General features: G+C 67.5%; 17 protein-coding genes and 1 pseudogene. 11 read left to right on the top strand and 7 right to left on the bottom strand.

The window, feature by feature from the left end:
- The 8 genes and pseudogenes from ACFKCF_RS61075 to ACFKCF_RS61040 form a co-directional block, all read left to right on the top strand.
- A partial coding sequence (locus tag ACFKCF_RS61075) for an aspartyl protease family protein (protein WP_394506619.1) occupies positions 1–1,186 on the top strand: 1,186 nt, incomplete at its 5' end.
- A 19-nt stretch (positions 1,187–1,205) separates the two neighbouring features.
- Positions 1,206–1,577, top strand: a complete 372-nt coding sequence (locus ACFKCF_RS61070) for a tyrosine-type recombinase/integrase (protein ID WP_394506621.1) — start codon at positions 1,206–1,208, stop codon at positions 1,575–1,577.
- Between the two features lie 94 nt (positions 1,578–1,671).
- Positions 1,672–2,622: pseudogene (locus ACFKCF_RS61065) on the top strand (IS110 family transposase); the annotation flags it as partial.
- Between the two features lie 181 nt (positions 2,623–2,803).
- Complete coding sequence (locus ACFKCF_RS61060; RefSeq protein ID WP_394506617.1) at positions 2,804–3,871, top strand: ferric reductase-like transmembrane domain-containing protein; 1,068 nt, start codon at positions 2,804–2,806, stop codon at positions 3,869–3,871.
- Complete coding sequence (locus tag ACFKCF_RS61055) at positions 3,868–5,328, top strand: MFS transporter (RefSeq protein ID WP_394506615.1); 1,461 nt, start codon at positions 3,868–3,870, stop codon at positions 5,326–5,328. The genes ACFKCF_RS61060 and ACFKCF_RS61055 overlap by 4 nt, the downstream gene beginning before the upstream one ends.
- Positions 5,329–5,798: 470 nt before the next feature.
- Entirely contained in the window at positions 5,799–5,924 is a 126-nt protein-coding gene (locus ACFKCF_RS61050) for a hypothetical protein (RefSeq protein ID WP_394506613.1), read from the top strand.
- A gap of 49 nt (positions 5,925–5,973) precedes the next feature.
- Positions 5,974–7,455: a B12-binding domain-containing radical SAM protein gene (locus tag ACFKCF_RS61045; RefSeq protein WP_394506611.1), complete on the top strand. Its 1,482-nt coding sequence runs from the start codon at positions 5,974–5,976 to the stop codon at positions 7,453–7,455.
- Positions 7,456–7,465: 10 nt separating this feature from the next.
- Positions 7,466–7,996 carry a transposase gene (locus ACFKCF_RS61040; protein WP_394506609.1) on the top strand — a complete coding sequence of 177 codons (531 nt, stop codon included), beginning with the start codon at positions 7,466–7,468 and terminating at the stop codon, positions 7,994–7,996.
- Between the two features lie 613 nt (positions 7,997–8,609).
- Here the strand turns inward: ACFKCF_RS61040 and ACFKCF_RS61035 are convergent.
- Together ACFKCF_RS61035 and ACFKCF_RS61030 are read right to left on the bottom strand one after the other, a co-directional pair.
- Entirely contained in the window at positions 8,610–9,218 is a 609-nt protein-coding gene (locus ACFKCF_RS61035) for a dihydrofolate reductase family protein (protein ID WP_394506608.1), read from the bottom strand.
- A gap of 48 nt (positions 9,219–9,266) precedes the next feature.
- Positions 9,267–9,785: a pyridoxamine 5'-phosphate oxidase family protein gene (locus ACFKCF_RS61030; RefSeq protein WP_394506606.1), complete on the bottom strand. Its 519-nt coding sequence runs from the start codon at positions 9,783–9,785 to the stop codon at positions 9,267–9,269.
- Positions 9,786–9,863: 78 nt separating this feature from the next.
- Here ACFKCF_RS61030 and ACFKCF_RS61025 point away from each other — a divergent pair, with 78 nt between their 5' ends.
- A complete protein-coding gene (locus ACFKCF_RS61025; protein WP_394506605.1) occupies positions 9,864–10,523 on the top strand; it encodes a winged helix-turn-helix transcriptional regulator in 660 nt (219 codons plus the stop codon).
- Between the two features lie 81 nt (positions 10,524–10,604).
- Here ACFKCF_RS61025 and ACFKCF_RS61020 read toward each other — a convergent pair whose 3' ends face one another.
- The 5 genes from ACFKCF_RS61020 to ACFKCF_RS61000 form a co-directional block, all read right to left on the bottom strand.
- Complete coding sequence (locus ACFKCF_RS61020) at positions 10,605–10,943, bottom strand: hypothetical protein (RefSeq protein ID WP_394506603.1); 339 nt, start codon at positions 10,941–10,943, stop codon at positions 10,605–10,607.
- 67 nt (positions 10,944–11,010) lie between these two features.
- Positions 11,011–11,550 (bottom strand): dihydrofolate reductase family protein, encoded by a 540-nt coding sequence (locus tag ACFKCF_RS61015; protein ID WP_394506601.1) that lies wholly within the window; start codon positions 11,548–11,550, stop codon positions 11,011–11,013.
- 372 nt (positions 11,551–11,922) lie between these two features.
- Entirely contained in the window at positions 11,923–12,144 is a 222-nt protein-coding gene (locus ACFKCF_RS61010; protein ID WP_394506599.1) for an alpha/beta fold hydrolase, read from the bottom strand.
- Complete coding sequence (locus ACFKCF_RS61005; RefSeq protein WP_394506598.1) at positions 12,114–12,371, bottom strand: alpha/beta fold hydrolase; 258 nt, start codon at positions 12,369–12,371, stop codon at positions 12,114–12,116. Before ACFKCF_RS61005 ends, ACFKCF_RS61010 begins: the two co-directional genes overlap by 31 nt.
- Positions 12,368–13,561: an MFS transporter gene (locus tag ACFKCF_RS61000; protein ID WP_394506596.1), complete on the bottom strand. Its 1,194-nt coding sequence runs from the start codon at positions 13,559–13,561 to the stop codon at positions 12,368–12,370. The genes ACFKCF_RS61005 and ACFKCF_RS61000 overlap by 4 nt, the downstream gene beginning before the upstream one ends.
- Positions 13,562–13,682: 121 nt before the next feature.
- On the opposite strand from ACFKCF_RS61000, the gene ACFKCF_RS60995 reads away from it, so the two are divergent.
- Complete coding sequence (locus ACFKCF_RS60995; RefSeq protein ID WP_394506594.1) at positions 13,683–14,633, top strand: LysR family transcriptional regulator; 951 nt, start codon at positions 13,683–13,685, stop codon at positions 14,631–14,633.
- A gap of 84 nt (positions 14,634–14,717) precedes the next feature.
- Positions 14,718–15,077, top strand: a 360-nt coding sequence (locus ACFKCF_RS60990) for a helix-turn-helix domain-containing protein (protein WP_394506592.1), incomplete at its 3' end; no start/stop codon positions are given.

The raw sequence follows: 15,077 nt of genomic DNA, 5'->3' as shown, positions 1-15,077 counted from the left end.
GGCGGGCAAGTTCGAGCAGGCCGGCCGGGCGTATGAGGAGATCCTGAAGAAAGACCCTGCGAACCTGCACGCGGCCCGCCGGCGCGGCTATATCGGGCTGCTGGGCAACAAGTTCCCCGACGCCGAGAAGTACCTCAACATGGCCCTCAAGCTGGCACCCGACGACAAGGAGACCAACCAGCTGCTGGGCGACTGCTACATCCGGCAGGACAAATTCGCCCTGTCCGTACCACGCTGGCGAGCGGGCGGCGAGGAAGGCTATGCCCAATGGTTCTCGGCATTCCGCGGCGAGCCGTACCAGATCCACGGGAACATCGGCCGGGTAAAATTTGAGCAGATGGACCCGGAGCCGCTGGTGGAGGCCTCGGTCAACGGCGGACCGCCGAAGCGCTTCGTGTTCTACACCGGCGCCTCGAATCTGCAGGTGCGCGCGTCGGTGGCCAAGGAAGCCGGGCTGACCCCGGTTTACAAGGAAAAGACCGACTTCGAAGGCCTCGACATCTGGGTGTACTACGGGATCCTGGACTCCTTCAAGCTCGGCGACCTCGAACTGCGCAACGTCCCTGTGGGCTGGTCGTCGACGGAGTCGGGCGCAGATGTCGACACCGGCAGCGACGGCCTGATCGGCACGTGGGTCTTCTACCACCTGCTGACCACCTTCGACTACGCGGGCTGGCAGCTGATCCTGCGCCGCCCGACCACCGCGGCGGCCAGGAAGGTACACACCGACGCCGCACGGGCGGGCACCAAGCCCCTGCCGATCTGGATGTCCCGTGACCACGACCTCGGCAGCATCGGCAGCATCGCCGGCACCGCCGACTCAGGCCCACGGATGATGGGCGTGAACTTCGGCGGAGCCGGCGGCGAGAGCGCCGTGGGCACGTCCCTGGAGGTGGCCAAACGGTTGGGCATCCGCACCGACACCGACCGCCCGATCGAGACCTTCGGCCACAGCCACGAAGCCGTCGTCTACCCCTGCTACCCCAAGGAGATCCGCATCGGCGACGCCGTCGCCAACGACATCTACTGCACAGCGGACAAGAACGGGCAGATCAACGTGCCCTGGCCGTACGGGCCCGGGGTCGACGCGACCGGCTACTTCGGCCACTGCTTCTGGAAGCCCTACAACATCACCGTCGACTTCACCGACATGAAGCTCTACATCGCCCGCGGCAAAGCCACCTGACCATAGTCGGCGCGGGCGTCTGAGACCCACCTGGAGCTGCCGGCTCCGGCCGTCGAGGGGGAGGGCGAGCCACACGCCAGCAGCACTGTTCCTGTCGGCAGCCTCCATCGCCGCCCGCCGCCCCGACGGCCGCCTGTCACCCCGCTCGATCAACATCATCGTCGGCGAGATCGGCCGCCTGCACGGCGCGCAGATGTCCGACCCCGACCGCAAGCTCGGTGCCCTGCGCCCGCACGACGCCCGCCACACCTTCGCCTTCCAGCTCTCCCAAGCCTCCGGCCACAACCGCGCCGAACTCGAACGCCGCCTCGGCCACGCCAACGACCGCTACCTGCGCCTGTACACCAACCCACCCGACGACATCGCCGCCGGCTACATCGAGGATCTGTGACCCACGGGTTCCCTCACGACACCGAAACGGCGCTCTGAGCTGCGCTAACGCAATCGCGTGTACCGGGTGACAGCAGTCTTGCAGACACCCCAAGACCGATCTGGCCGACTGCGTCTGGCTGGCCCGCAACTTCGAGCGCGGCATGGTCGCGGCGTGCTTCGTGCCCCCGCCGGAGATCCGCCGGCTGCGCACACTCACCCGGTATCGGCGGCACCTGACCGAGGAACGCTCGCGGGAGAAGCAGCGCTGCGAGAAGCTGCTGGAAGACGCCCAGATCAAGCTGTCGGTGGTGGTCTCGGACCTGCACGGGGTCTCGGCGAGGGAAATGTTGGAGGCGCTGATCGCCGGTCAGCGCGACCCGGCCACGCTGGCCCGCGGCGCCATGCGCGGCAAGATCAAGATGTTGGAGGAGGTCTGGGAAGGGGCCGACACCTTCACCGGCCATCACGCGTTCGTGCTGCGGATGATGCTGGACAACATCGATCGCATCACCGCCCAGATCGACAAGCTCACCGCTCAGATCGAGGAGTTGATCGCCCCTTTTGAGCATCAGGTCGGCCAGCTGGACGGCATCCCCGGCATCGGGCGCACCACCGCACAAGACCTGATCGCCGAGATCGGCATCGACATGACCGTCTTCGCCACCCCCGCTCACCTGGTGTCCTGGTGCAAGTTCTGCCCCCAGGTCAAATCCTCGGCCGGCAAACGCAAGGGCCGCAACGCCAAGGGCCGGGGGAACCGGTACGTCGCCGGGGTCCTGGGAGAGGTCAGCGTCTCGGCGGGCAAGACCAAGACCCGGATCGGTGCCCGCTACCGCCGGCTGGCTCGCCGCCGGGGCAAACCCAAGACTCAAGTCGCGGTCGGCAATACCGTCCTGACCATCGCACATGCCCTGTTGTCCAACCCCGGGGCCGTCTACCAAGACCTCGGAGCCGACTACTACGAAACCCGCATGCACCACCGTAAACAGACCGTCGGCCATGTCCGCGCCCTGCAACACCTCGGCTACCGCGTCACCCTCGAACCCTTGGAGCCGGCCACCTGATGACCCCGTACACGATCACCACGGCGCAGAGCGCCGCGGTCATGCTGCCGCGCTCGTGCTAAGGCTCTGTTTTCGGGCCAGCCCACCATATCCCCAACTAGCACGGACGCTTAAGTGGAGTTACCATCTCCACTATAGTCGGGGTCCTGGGAATCAGTCTGGATGAGTCGAAGGAGCTCTTGTGTCCGGGTTCATCGCGAAGCGACCACGTCGTCGCGTCGACGTGGCCACAACGCGTCCGGAGCGCACCGCCGTCGCATCCACCCCTGCGGCAGTTCATGCGCTCGGCCCGCCACGCCGCTCGCCGCAGCGAGGCCGCAAGTTGGTGGTGGTCAGCATCGCCCACGCCATGCCCGCCGTGGTGGTCAGCGCCGGGTTGTTCGCCTGGATGTGGCACCGCTCCGCGGCCGGGCTGAACCCGGCTGGACTGCAGATGCCGGCCATGAACCTGCAACACCAGGTGGCCTACTGGTGGCCGTACCTGATGGGTGAGACCCTCGGCATCTCCGCACTGATCTGGTCCTACCTGTCCGTGCTGATCGGACTCACCTTCTCCACCCGCAGCCGCTGGCCTGGCGTTCCCCGCGCCCTACTCAACGACCTGCACCGGCACGTGTCGATGACCAGCCTGCTGATCATCGCGGGCCATGTCGTGTTCGTCGCCGTCGGCAGCATGGACAGCGCGATGCGGCGCACCATCAATGTGAACGAGGCGTTGCTGCCGTTCCAAGCCTCCTGGAACCAGCAGTTCTACGACACCGGCATCTTCGCGTTCTACCTCGCGATCCTGCTCGGCCCCTCCTACTATCTCCGCAAGCGGATCGGTGTGCTCTGGTGGCGCATCGCCCACCGTGCCAGCCTGGCCGTCTACGTGTTGTCGGTCTGGCACACCTTCGGCTTCGGCGACTTCTACTTCAACGGGCCGTACCGCCTCGCCCTGTGGATTGCCCAGATCCCCCTCGCCGCCCTCTTGCTGTGGCGGCTGGCAACTCCTTTCGGCTCGGCTCCCAGTCTCCGCCGTAGCCGTGCGATCCGTGCAGCGGCGAGCATTCCCGTGGCCGCCGCCCTCGTCGCCCTCGTCGCCATCGTTGTCAGCGGAAACATCGGCGGCAGCCCATCACCCTTCCAGCGGCCGACTCCCACCCACCACACACACAGCGCGCCGATCAGCCCTCCAGACGTGGGCAATGGTCGCGGTGCGCAGATCCCCGCAGAGTCCATCGCTGATTCAGAAAGCACCCATCCATGACCACCGCAGCAACTGCTACCCAGAGGCCCTCGCCGACCCTGCTGCTCTCTGCCTATCTGGGCACCTTCATCGCCCTGCTCGACGTCATGATCGTCAACGTCGCCCTGCCGTCCATCGGCACCGATCTGCACGCTGACTTCGGACAGCTGCAATGGATCCCCGGCAGCTTCACGCTCGTCCTTGCCGCGCTCATTCTCTCCGGCGGCCTCATCGGCGACCGCTACGGTCGCAAACGCGCCTACCTCACCGGAATCGGACTCTTCGTCGCCGGGTCGCTAGTCTGCGCCCTCGCACCCACGATCACCGTGCTCATCGCCGGCAGCGTCGTCCAGGGCGGCGCCGCCGCCCTCATTATTCCCGGCGCACTGTCCATCATTGGACGCTCCGCCCCCGATCACGTCTACCGCGCCAAGCTGCTTGGCCTGTACGGCATGGTCGTCAGCATCGCCGTCGTCGCTGGCCCGCTCCTCGGCGGACTGCTCGTGGACACGTTGAGCTGGCCCTATATCTTCCTGATCAACGTGCCCATCGGAGCCATCGTGATCATCCTCGGCTGGCGCGCCATCACCGAGAGCGCCGACCCCGAGCATGCTCATCTCGATCTACGCGGCCAGATTCTCGGCATCCTCACCCTCGGCTCCCTCGTCTACGCCAGCATCGAATCCCGCGAACATGGGTGGGGTAGTGCCATCACGCTGATCCCGATTGGCGTGTTCGTCCTCGCCCTTATCGCGTTTGTCGTCCTTGAACGCCGCACCAACAACCCGATGTTGCCGATGGCACTGTTCCGGAACCCTCAGTTCACTATCGTCAACATCGCCTCCATCGCCCTCGGTTTCGCGGCCAATGGGGCCTTGTTCCTGCTCTCCCTCTTTCTCCAAATCGGACAAGGACACTCGGCCATTCTCACCGGTGTCCTGTTCCTGCCCATGACCCTGGCGATCATCCCCGCCTCTTGGATCGCCGGAAACCTGACCGGCAGGCATGGCGCCGGGCTACCCATGACGATCGGTTACACCCTCGTGGGCGTCTCCCTCCTCGGACTGATGTTCCTCCGACCCGACACCACCTACTGGATGACCGCGCTCCTCTTCCTCATCAACGGCATCGGCCAAGGACTCGCCATCGCCCCCGCCAACGCCGCCGTCCTCCACATCGTCCAGCCCCAGCGCGCCGGTATCGCATCGGCGACCGTCAACGCTGCCCGCTATGGCGGCACCGCACTCGGCATCGCTACCCTCGGAGCCTTTGCTCACGCCCAACTCGCCACCCCGACCACCATCGCTACCTTCACCGCGGGCATGCGCACCGCCATGCTCGTCGGCGGCATCATCGTCCTCCTCGCCGCCGCCGCGCTCGCTGTGATCATCCGCCCCACCCGCCGCTCGACAAGAGACACCAGCCCACCGGCACCGGCTGCCACAGCATCAGATAGTGCCCGTCACACAACGACCTGAGCGTGGCGCCCGGATGGCGGTCTCGGGACTGAAGGAACAACGGCTCTGTCTCTCTTTCTAGACGGACCCGCACCCCAGTGCCGATTCACACTCGCAGGGGCGCATCAGCACGCTGCTCAGCCGCCGCGATGATTCTTGCCTTTTCCACCGCACCTCTGGCATCCCACCAATGGGTCATAGGGAACTTGCGATCCCCTATCGACGCCGTTCGCCACCTCCACGCGACCCCAGGCACACATGACTCACTGGCTGCGCGGCCCCCGTGCGGGGCATCGCAGACCTTGGGATCCTGCTCTTGCTGACCAGCCAGCGATCGCCGTCCGCGACGGTGACGGTCAAGTAACCTACCCCCAACCCACCGCCTGGTGCTCCCCCTTCAGTTGCGCGTACGGCTCATCAACCGCTCCGCCGGCTCATCGGCGTCGGCCATCCGCTTGAGGTGAATGAGGAACCTGGCTCATGTCATCGACATGCGCTTCAACAGAATGGTGCTGTTCGACGGGCAGTATTTCCACGCGGCCTCCGACGGGTTCGGCACGGACGCCCGGACCGGGCGCCTGGCCCAGCTGTTTGCCATCGACTTCGAACTCTCGTAGACAGATCACGGCGCAGGAGCAGAAGGCCCACATGGCCACACTAAATCTCGTGTTTCCGCCCCTGACCGGAGCGAACTACCCGTATCTGAGCACCGCGGTGCTCAAGGCCTACGTCCAGCAGGAGTCCCGGCACGAGGTCACGCAGGCGGACCTCAACCTGCGCTACATCCAGCACCTGCTGACCCCTCAGGCCGTCCGCGAACTGGTGACCACGGCGGAGGCGAGGACCCGCCCGCTGGAACGACGCAGTCTCAGCGGAAGCGAGGCGTTCCACCTCCAGCATGGCCTAGACGTCATCAGCAGAGGCCCGGCGGTCGCGGCTCTGCTGCCGGCGGCGCTCCGGGCCGTCCGCTCGGCCGCTTCCGTCAACGACGCCACGGAGATGGCCGTCGCCGACACCGTCATCGCCGAGGCCATTTCCGCCGCCACTGTGGACCGTCCACCCGACCAGCTCAACCTCGTCGACTCGGTCTTCACCGCGTCGGCCGCCGATCCCCAGGGGCTGTGCGAGGCGCTCACCCGGGACGACTGCCCGTTCATGGCCGCCTACGACCGGCTCGTCGCTCCCGGCGAACTGCTCGGAGACGTCGTCGGGATCTCCGTGGTCTACCGCGGGCAGGTCTATCCCGCGCTCGCCTTGGCCAGATGGCTTCGCCTGCGAAGGCCGCGGGGGCGAGTCCCGCTCGGCGGGCCGTTCTTCACCTCGCATCGAGACCGGCTTCGGCACCACCGGTGGCTGTTCGACCTCATCGACGCGTTCGTCATCTACGAGGGTGGGCGGCCGCTCGTCTCCTACCTCGACCACGTGGACACCGGAGAGCCCCTTGACGGCATTCCCGGGCTGATCTTCCGCCAGGACGACGACGTACGGCAGACCGGGATGCCCAAACCCGTGGCCGCCAACGACCTGCCGACGCCGGATTTCGACGGACTGCGGCTGCACGAGTATCTGATGCCCGCTCCCGTACTGCCGTTGCCGGCGTCGCGGGGTTGTTACTGGAACTGCGCCTTCTGCACCCACCACCACATCTACGGCGACAGCTACCGGGTGCGCTCGCTGGAACTCATCGGCCGTGACCTGGCCACGCTCGCGGAGAAATACGGCTCCCGGCACGTCTATTTCGTAGACGAGTCGATGTCGCCGAAGCTGCTGTGGCACATCTCTCGCGCCATCAAGGAGTCGGGAGCGGATCTGCGGTGGGGTTGCGAGACCCGGATGGAAAGATCCCTCACGCGCGACGACTTCCGGCTCGCCCACGAATCCGGCTGCCGGGTGCTCTCGTTCGGGATGGAATCCGCCAACCAGCGGGTCCTGAACCTCATGAACAAGGGGATCACCATCGCCACGATCGAGCGCATCATCGGCGACTGCGCGCAGGTGGGGATCAAGGTCCATGTCATGTGCATCATCGGCTTCCCGGCGAGTCGGAAGAGGAGGCCCAGGAGACGATCGACTTCACCGCGGCCCACCAGTCGAGCATCGACTCGACACGCGCCCGCCGTCGGGCGCGGTAGTGGTCTGCGCCGATGAACTCGGCCCCGTGCTGCCCCGGGCCTTCCCACCCGCGTCCGGCTGGTCGCCCGACGGGCACCGGATCAAAGCGCCGCTGGACTACGCCCGCGGTCCCGAAAAGACCTGGGTCTACGGATGCCTGCGCATCGCCGACGGGACTGCGGTCACCATGACCGCACCGTCGCGCAGCAGCCTCTACTATCAGCAGTTTCTTGCCAAGGTCGAGGCCGCCAACCCCGGAAATGGCCCCATCTTCGTCATCACCGACAACTTATCCAGCCACAACAGCCACGCCACCCGGGACTGGCTGGCCGGCCATCCCCGGATCCGGCAAGTCTTCATCCCAGTCGGAGCCTGCTGGCTCAACCTGCAAGAGGCCTGGTGGCGCATCTTCCGACGGCATGCCATCGCCGGGCAGTGCTTCATCGGCCCGGACGACATCGACTACGCCACCCGCATCGCCACCGCCCAGCTCAACGCCCAGGCCAAACCCTGGGTCTGGGGACGCCCACCACCGCCACCACGGCAGCTACGCCGACGGTTCACCTACACCCTTTGAGGAACGCAGCACTAGGAGCCCAATCACCTCAGGCCCGTACAAGCGGCGTACGGGCCCGCCAGCCCATCCGGAAGGAATCACACCTCGCATGACCCGCACCCCTGACCTGTCCGTTACCTGCGGCGGCTGCACCGCCGAGCGCGGCGAGCCCTGCGACCCGTACTGCCCATCGAAACGATGATCTTTCTCATGGTTGGTGTCTCCTTCGGAGCGGGCGAGGCGGCTGCTACTGTTCGGCGCGGACGGACTCGGGGGTGAGAGCGGGGAGCCGTTGTTCTGGAAGTCCACGACGCCGGCCCAGGTCGGGTGCAGGGATGATGCGGACCATGCGCAGGCCGGGCTGCTCGACCGCCTCCAGGTAGGCGTCGCCTGCCTCCTCGCCAGTCCTTGGCGCTGCATGGTCGCGTATCTGGGGAGGACCACGTCTGCCGAGGGCGCTACGCCATCACGCCCCTTCGGCCCTGGCCAGGGACTGCGGGCCGTTGTGCTCCTCCGCCAGCGAGCATGACGACGGACAGGGCGAAGATCGCTGCCCTGCTGCCGCCGGCCGCTCGGAATGGCTGGCTGGTGGTGGATGGTCGCGCGGTCGGCCAGGGCCACTTTGGTTGATGTCTTATCCGGGTTTGCGTTCGGTGGGCGAGGTCGGATCGGTGCGGCGGTAGGTGCTGATGATCACTCCGGTGTTCGAGGTCGTTGTTTCGGTCAGTTGCAGTCTCAGGGGGGCTTCGTCGTTGAACAGCCGCTTTCCGTTACCGACGGTGAGGGGGTAGGTCAGCAGGACGAACTCGTCGATGAGGTCGTTGCGGAGCAGTGTGGTGATCAGGTGGCTGCTGCCCCAGATGCTGATCTCGTCGTAGGTGTTCTTGAGGTCGGTGACCTGCTTGGTGATGTCCCCGTCGAGGATGGTGGTGTTGGTCCACTCGGCTGTCTGCAGGGTGTGTGAGGCGACGTACTTGGGCTGGCTGTTGAGCTTGCTGGTGCGGGGGTCGTCGGGGTTGGCGGTCGGCCAGTAGCTGGAGAGCAGTTCGTAGGTCCGTCTGCCGAGCAGCAGCGCGTCTGCCGCCAGCACTGACGTGGTGGCTCGTTGGTCGATTGCCGGGTCGGCGTACGCCTGCGTCCAACCACCATGCTCGAACCCGCCGTCTCGGTCCTCGTCTGGAAGACCGGGTGCCTGAATCACGCCATCAAGGGTGACGAATGCCGTCACAACGATCTTGCCCATCTCATACGTCCCTTCTCGATCTTTTCCGCTGTCCTTGGGCCGGCTGTGTTATTGGCCGCCGAGGGCGGCCAGGACGGGTTGGGGTGTCAAACCCGGGAAGCGTTGCTGGAAGTCCAGCACGCCGACCCAGCTGGGGCGCAGGCCGATGCGGACCATGCGCAGGCCGGGCTGGTCGATGGCCTCCAGGTAGGCGGTACCGGCCTCCTCGCCCATGCCCCGGCGTTGCGCGGTGGCGTATTCGGGCAGGACGCCCTCCACCTCGGCCAGGGTGACCTTGCCGCGCAGCATGAGCACCTGGGGCGGGCCGTCGGCGGTATCGATGGTGATCGCGACGTCGGGGCGGGCGCGCAGGTCGCGGACCTTATAGGTGCCGGCGAACGCGCCGATGACGGCCTCGTCGCCGGTCCACACGAAGTTGACCGGGATTAGTCGCGGGGTGCCGTCCTTGCCGGTGTAGGCCAGCCGCGCCGGCTGCGGGGTGGCGAGCAGGCGCTGTGCCGTGGGGGTGTGCAGGAGGTTCACGTCGCCTTGGGGCAGGCTCGCCGCTTTGCTGCTGGAGTGGCTCATGGCTCGAACTTAGACCAAACAACTCCTAAAAAACAAGTAGTACTCCTAAATGAGGATTGCTCGGGTAGGCTGTGGGTCATGAGCGGCAGGCGTAGTTATGGGGATCCGTGTGGCGTGGCCCGCGGTCTGGATGTCGTCGGCGAGCGGTGGGCCCTCCTGGTGATCCGTGACCTGCTTCTGGGCCCTAAGCGCTTCAACGATCTGCTGGGCGGCCTGCCCGGCGTGAGCCCGAACGTCCTGAGCCAGCGGCTGCGCGACCTCATCGACCACGGCGTCGTCCACCGCCGCGACCTGGGCGCGCCCGCACGGGTCCATCTCTACGAGCTGACCGCATGGGGCCGCGAACTGGAGCCGATGCTCCTGCAACTGGGCCGATGGGGAAGCCGGGCCCCGCTACCGCCCGGCGACCTCGGCATCGACTCACTGCTGCTCAGCATCAAGGCAGGATTCGACCCGGCACGCGCCGGCAAGCTGCGCGGTGCCTACGAACTCCGCATCGGCGACGACACCTACCTCGCCGAAGTCACCGACGACACCCTCACCATCAGCCGTGCGACCACCGGGCACCCCGACGCGACACTCACCACCGACATCGATACGCTCCGCGCCCTCACCGACGGCCGATGCACGATCACCGACGCCGTCCAATCCGGCGATCTACACCTCGCCGGCAACCAGCCAGCAGTGGAGCGACTGACCGGCCTACTCCTGGCGTCGTTCTCGCCCCCGCCGGCCTGAACCTCATCACTGCTCCGCGGAGCCGAAGCCGGGCGGCCCTGGCTTCGCTGAGCTTGTCTCGATGTGAAGATCGGGAGCTACTCAGCGAGGCGGTCGCAACGGTCTGACGGTCGAGGTACGCCCCTTGTCGAGCTCCCTGCGCAGGTTGTCGTTCTCCACGGTGAGGACGTGCATGGCTCGGGCGAAAACCTCGGTGGCTGCGCGGTAGTCGTCTCGTTCGGCCTGCAACGTCGCGATCCTGTCTTTCAAGCTGGCGATCTCAGCGTGGAGCTTCCGCTCTCTGTCGGGGATGCCGTCGCGCGCCTTGACCTGGGCGTAGAACTGGTCCTTGAGATCGGTGTGCTTTGTGGTGAGCTTGTTGCGTTTCAGTCCCGCCTCGGCCGCCAGGGTGACGATGTCGAGGTTGCCGGACGAGCGCAACGGTGTGCCGGCCAGAGGTCGGATCGGGCAACGTGCCGACGATCAGTTGCGATGCTCCCGCACCTCGCTACCGACGGCGGCGGTAGGTCAGCTCGACGGCACCGGTCGGCTCGGCCTTGGTCGACATGAGCTCGAGTTGAGCCTGCTGTCCCGGGCGAAACAGTGGCGTTCCCGTGCCGGCGATGACGGGGAACACGGTGAAGACCAACTCATCGACCAGGTCGTGTTCGAGCAGGCTGCGGGGCAGCCGGCCGAAGCCGTAGATCATCAGGTCGCCGCCGGGTTGCTGCTTGAGCTCGGCGACCGTCTCTGCAGGATCGCCAGCAACCAGAGTCGTGTTCGACCAGTCAACGCGGACGAGCGTGGAGGAGAAGACGTACTTGCCGATCGCGTTGATTCGCTCGGCGTAGGCACCGGGAGCAGCCGACCAGGCCGGCGCGAAATACTCGTAGGTGGTGCGGCCCATCAGCATCGCGTCGCACGACTGCAGCGTCGCCAGGGATCTTGCGGCAGCGGCGTCATCGAAGTACGGGCCGGCGAACGATCGTGGTTCGGCGTGGACGCCGTCGAGGGTGAGCAGTGCGGCGACGGTTAGCTTGCGGGTCATGGTTCCCCCAGGGTGGTCGGTTGCCGTCTCTCTGAATATTCTGGGTGCCTGCTTCGGTTTAAGCAGTAGAAACTTTTGAATGCCGCTGTAGCGTCGATTCATTGCCGGCCGCACATATGACGAGGGTGCGTCACGGCGCACGCGCTGAACCTGGTGGGTGAGCGCTGGGCGTTGTTGGTCGTGCGAGAGGCATTCTCTGGTCCGATGCGATTCACCGAGCTCGGCCAGCGGCGTGCCGTGCCAGTAAATTTGTGTAGGCGATTGCACCTCACCGCAGCGCGAGCGGGCCCCTGTGCCCCGCAGCCAGAACCCACGGTGGAACCCCGCCTGAAGCAGCTCGCACCGAGCGTCGCGCAACTCGTTGATCCCGTTTCACATTCCTACCGTCAACCGCTTGAACCTTGGCCGCAGATGACCAACATGATGCGGCAGCAGGTTGAGCAGCGGGGGTTCGTGGGCGATGACGGTGTGAACCTGCTCGGGACGGGCCTGGGCCAGGGCCAGCGCGGTGACCGCGCCGCCGCTGGAGCCCAGGACCGTGGCCGGTCGGGCGTCCAGGTGCGTCAGCAGCCGGGACAGGTCGTCGGCGCGCAACTGTGGGGTGGAGTCCTGCTCGGGGTCGTCGAGCGGCTGCGGTTGATGCCGCGTGGGTCGGTGGTGAGCACCGTGTGGTCGGCGGCGAGCAGGTCGGCCAGCGGCGCGAAGGACACGGCGTCCATCGGGGCGCCGACGAGCGCCACGAGCGGGCCCTGCCCGCGTACCTCGTAGTACAGGCGCGCGTCCGGGACGTCGAGAGTGGCGGTGGTGATCGTGTGGGTCATGGCATCCTCCTGTGTGCGGGGGCCGTCGAGGCCCCTGCGGTATGGGTGTGAGATCTGACGACTGCGGTCAGCAGGGGTGGCGCTATGGCGGCTACGAGCAGCGCCAGGGTTGCCGGGATCACCAGGGCGAGCGGCAGGCCGGCCACTGCGGCGACGGGTCCGATGAGCGCCGGGCCGATCAGGCCCCCGCCGTAGCTGATGGTGGTGACCGCCGAGAGCCGGCGTGCGTTCCCGCCGGCCGCGCCCAGCGTGCTGGTCACCACAGGCCACACCATCGCCATGCCCGCGCCGGTCAGTGCCCAGCCGGCGAGGGCGCATCCGATGCGTGCCGGCGCGGGTAGCGCGCCCGCGAGCAGGACCAGCCCGTACCCGGCGGTGGCCGTCAACCCGGCCAGCCGGATGGTGACCGCGGCGCCGAGCCGGGCTCGTACGGCGTCGCCGGCGAACCGCACGAGCGTCATCGCGACGAAGAAGACGGTGTACATCAGCGAGCCGGTGGCCGGATGTCCGCCCAGGACCCGGGTCGCGTGCACACCTGCCCAGTCCGTGGCGGCGCCCTCGGTGATGAAGGCGGCCGCGCCGACCACTCCCAGCATGATCAGCGATGACGGACTCGGTGGCGCAGCCGTGACGACGGGCCTGGGGACCGCATGCCGGTCCAGTCGTCCGCCGACCGCCAGCATGGCCGCTGCCAGGAGGAGCGCGGCGGCGGCCATCAGCGCCTGGACGGGTACGGCGGCACGCAGAGCCGCAGTGATCATCCCGCCGCCCGCCACGGCGCCCAGCGTCCAGGTGCCGTGCATCGTGGCCATGATCGGCCGGTTCAGCGCGCGCTCGACGGCCACCGCTTGGACGCTCAGCGCCACGTTGAGCACCCCCAGCAGCATGCCCAGCACGACGGCGGAGACCGCCAGCAATTCGACGGAACCGGCCAGGGCGGGCCCGGCCAGCGCCAGCGCGGTGGACGGGGCGGCCAGCCGCAGCAGGCGCCGCCCGCCCCACTGGTCGGCCAGCGGGCCGGCGACGGGCATGGCCACCAGCGCCCCGACGGCCAGGGCCATCAGCACGTACCCGAGCCGGCCCGGGCCGAGGCCCAGGCGTGCGTCGGTGGCCGGGAGAGTGGCGCCCCACAGCGCGTTCAGCACGCCGGTCAGCCCGTAGCAGGCCGTGATCGCGCCTCGTGCGGCCATGACGCTCCTCCCCGATCGGTGGATCTCGCACGGCAATCGTGGCCGCCCCGGCGCTGTGGGGTCCAACACCTGTTCGAACATGATTCACGCGCCGGGCGTGTTAATCGGCTAGGAAGGAACCGTGCCTGACGACGTCGAGATCCGGCTGCTGCGCCACTTCGTGGTCGTGGCCGAGGAGTTGCATTTCAGCCGGGCCGCCCAGCGGCTCTTCGTGGCCCAGCAGGCGCTCAGCCGTGACGTCCGCCGGCTGGAGGATCGGATGGGCGCCCGGCTGCTGGAGCGCACCACGCGACGCGTCACGCTCACCCCGGCCGGTCGGCTGCTGCTCAGCCGGGCGCGGGAGATCCTGGGACTGTACGACTCGACCCTGCTCGAACTACGCGGCGAGCCCCAGTCGCTGACCGTCGACGTCGTCGGCCCGGGCCTCACCCCCACGCTGGTGCTGGCGCAGGCGCGCCGGCGGGCTCCCGAGGTGGAGTTCTTCGCCCGCTTCCACACCGGCGCCGAGGCAGCCGTGCCGCTGCTGCTGGCCGAGAAGGTGGACGTCACCTTCGGCCGCGTACCGGGCCGGCCCGACGGGGTGCGGCAGCGCACCGTACGACATGAGCCCATCGCCGTGCTCCTGCCCGAACGCCACCCCCTGGCCCAGACCGACGCCGTGCCGCTGGAGGCGCTTCGCGGCACCGGGGTCTGCATCCGCGCAGGCAACCACGCGACGCCCGGCTGGGAGCACGCGGTGCTCCAGCTGCTGGCGCCCTTCGGAGTCGACCCGGCCCTGGCCCACCCGCACGTTCAGGGCGTCGACGAACTCGCCCAGCACATCCGCGACCGCAACGCCCCCATCCTCACCATGACCACCCAGCCGGCCGTCCCCGGCGCCGTCCTGCGACCGCTGATGGAGCCGGTCGCGTTGTTCCCCTGGGCGATGATCTGGCGCGCCGACACCGACCACCCCGGCCTACGGGCTCTGCACGGGGCCGCGGACGAACTGGCCGCCGCCCACCTCTGGCTCACGGTGCCGCGGGAAGCCTGGTTCCCCGAACCTGAGGCAGGGCTGCGATCACCTGACTAGGTGCTGCGTTCCTCAAAGCGTGTGGGATTGCCCCTGGCCAGGAGCCTTGAGCAGGCGGATTGTCATGGCAGGAGGGTTTCCGCCATGCCGAAGCTACTGTTCGCGCGGGCTCCGCGCGATGAGAAGGAAGACCACGATGTGCGCCGGTTGGCCGGTGCCCGGCACGCTCCCGGTGACTGGATCCAGCGCGCCCGGATCGTCGTGGCCAGCTGGGACGGGCTGCGTGTCCCCGCGATTTCCGCCGCGCTGGGCTGCCATGCGGAAACAGTGCGCCGGCGGTTACACCGGTTCAACACTGAAGGAATCGATGGCCTGGGCGATCGGCCTGGGCCTGGTCGGCGGCCCCGGCTCACCGAAGGCGAACGCAGCCAGATCATCGCCCTGGTCAAGACGATCCCGCCAGGACGACCGGTACTCGATCCATGGCTGAACGGGCTGGCCGCC

It is taken from the genome of Nonomuraea sp. JJY05, from assembly GCF_043496855.1.
Taxonomy (GTDB): Bacteria; Actinomycetota; Actinomycetes; order Streptosporangiales; family Streptosporangiaceae; genus Nonomuraea.
This window is presented reverse-complemented; position numbering and strand designations above follow the sequence as displayed.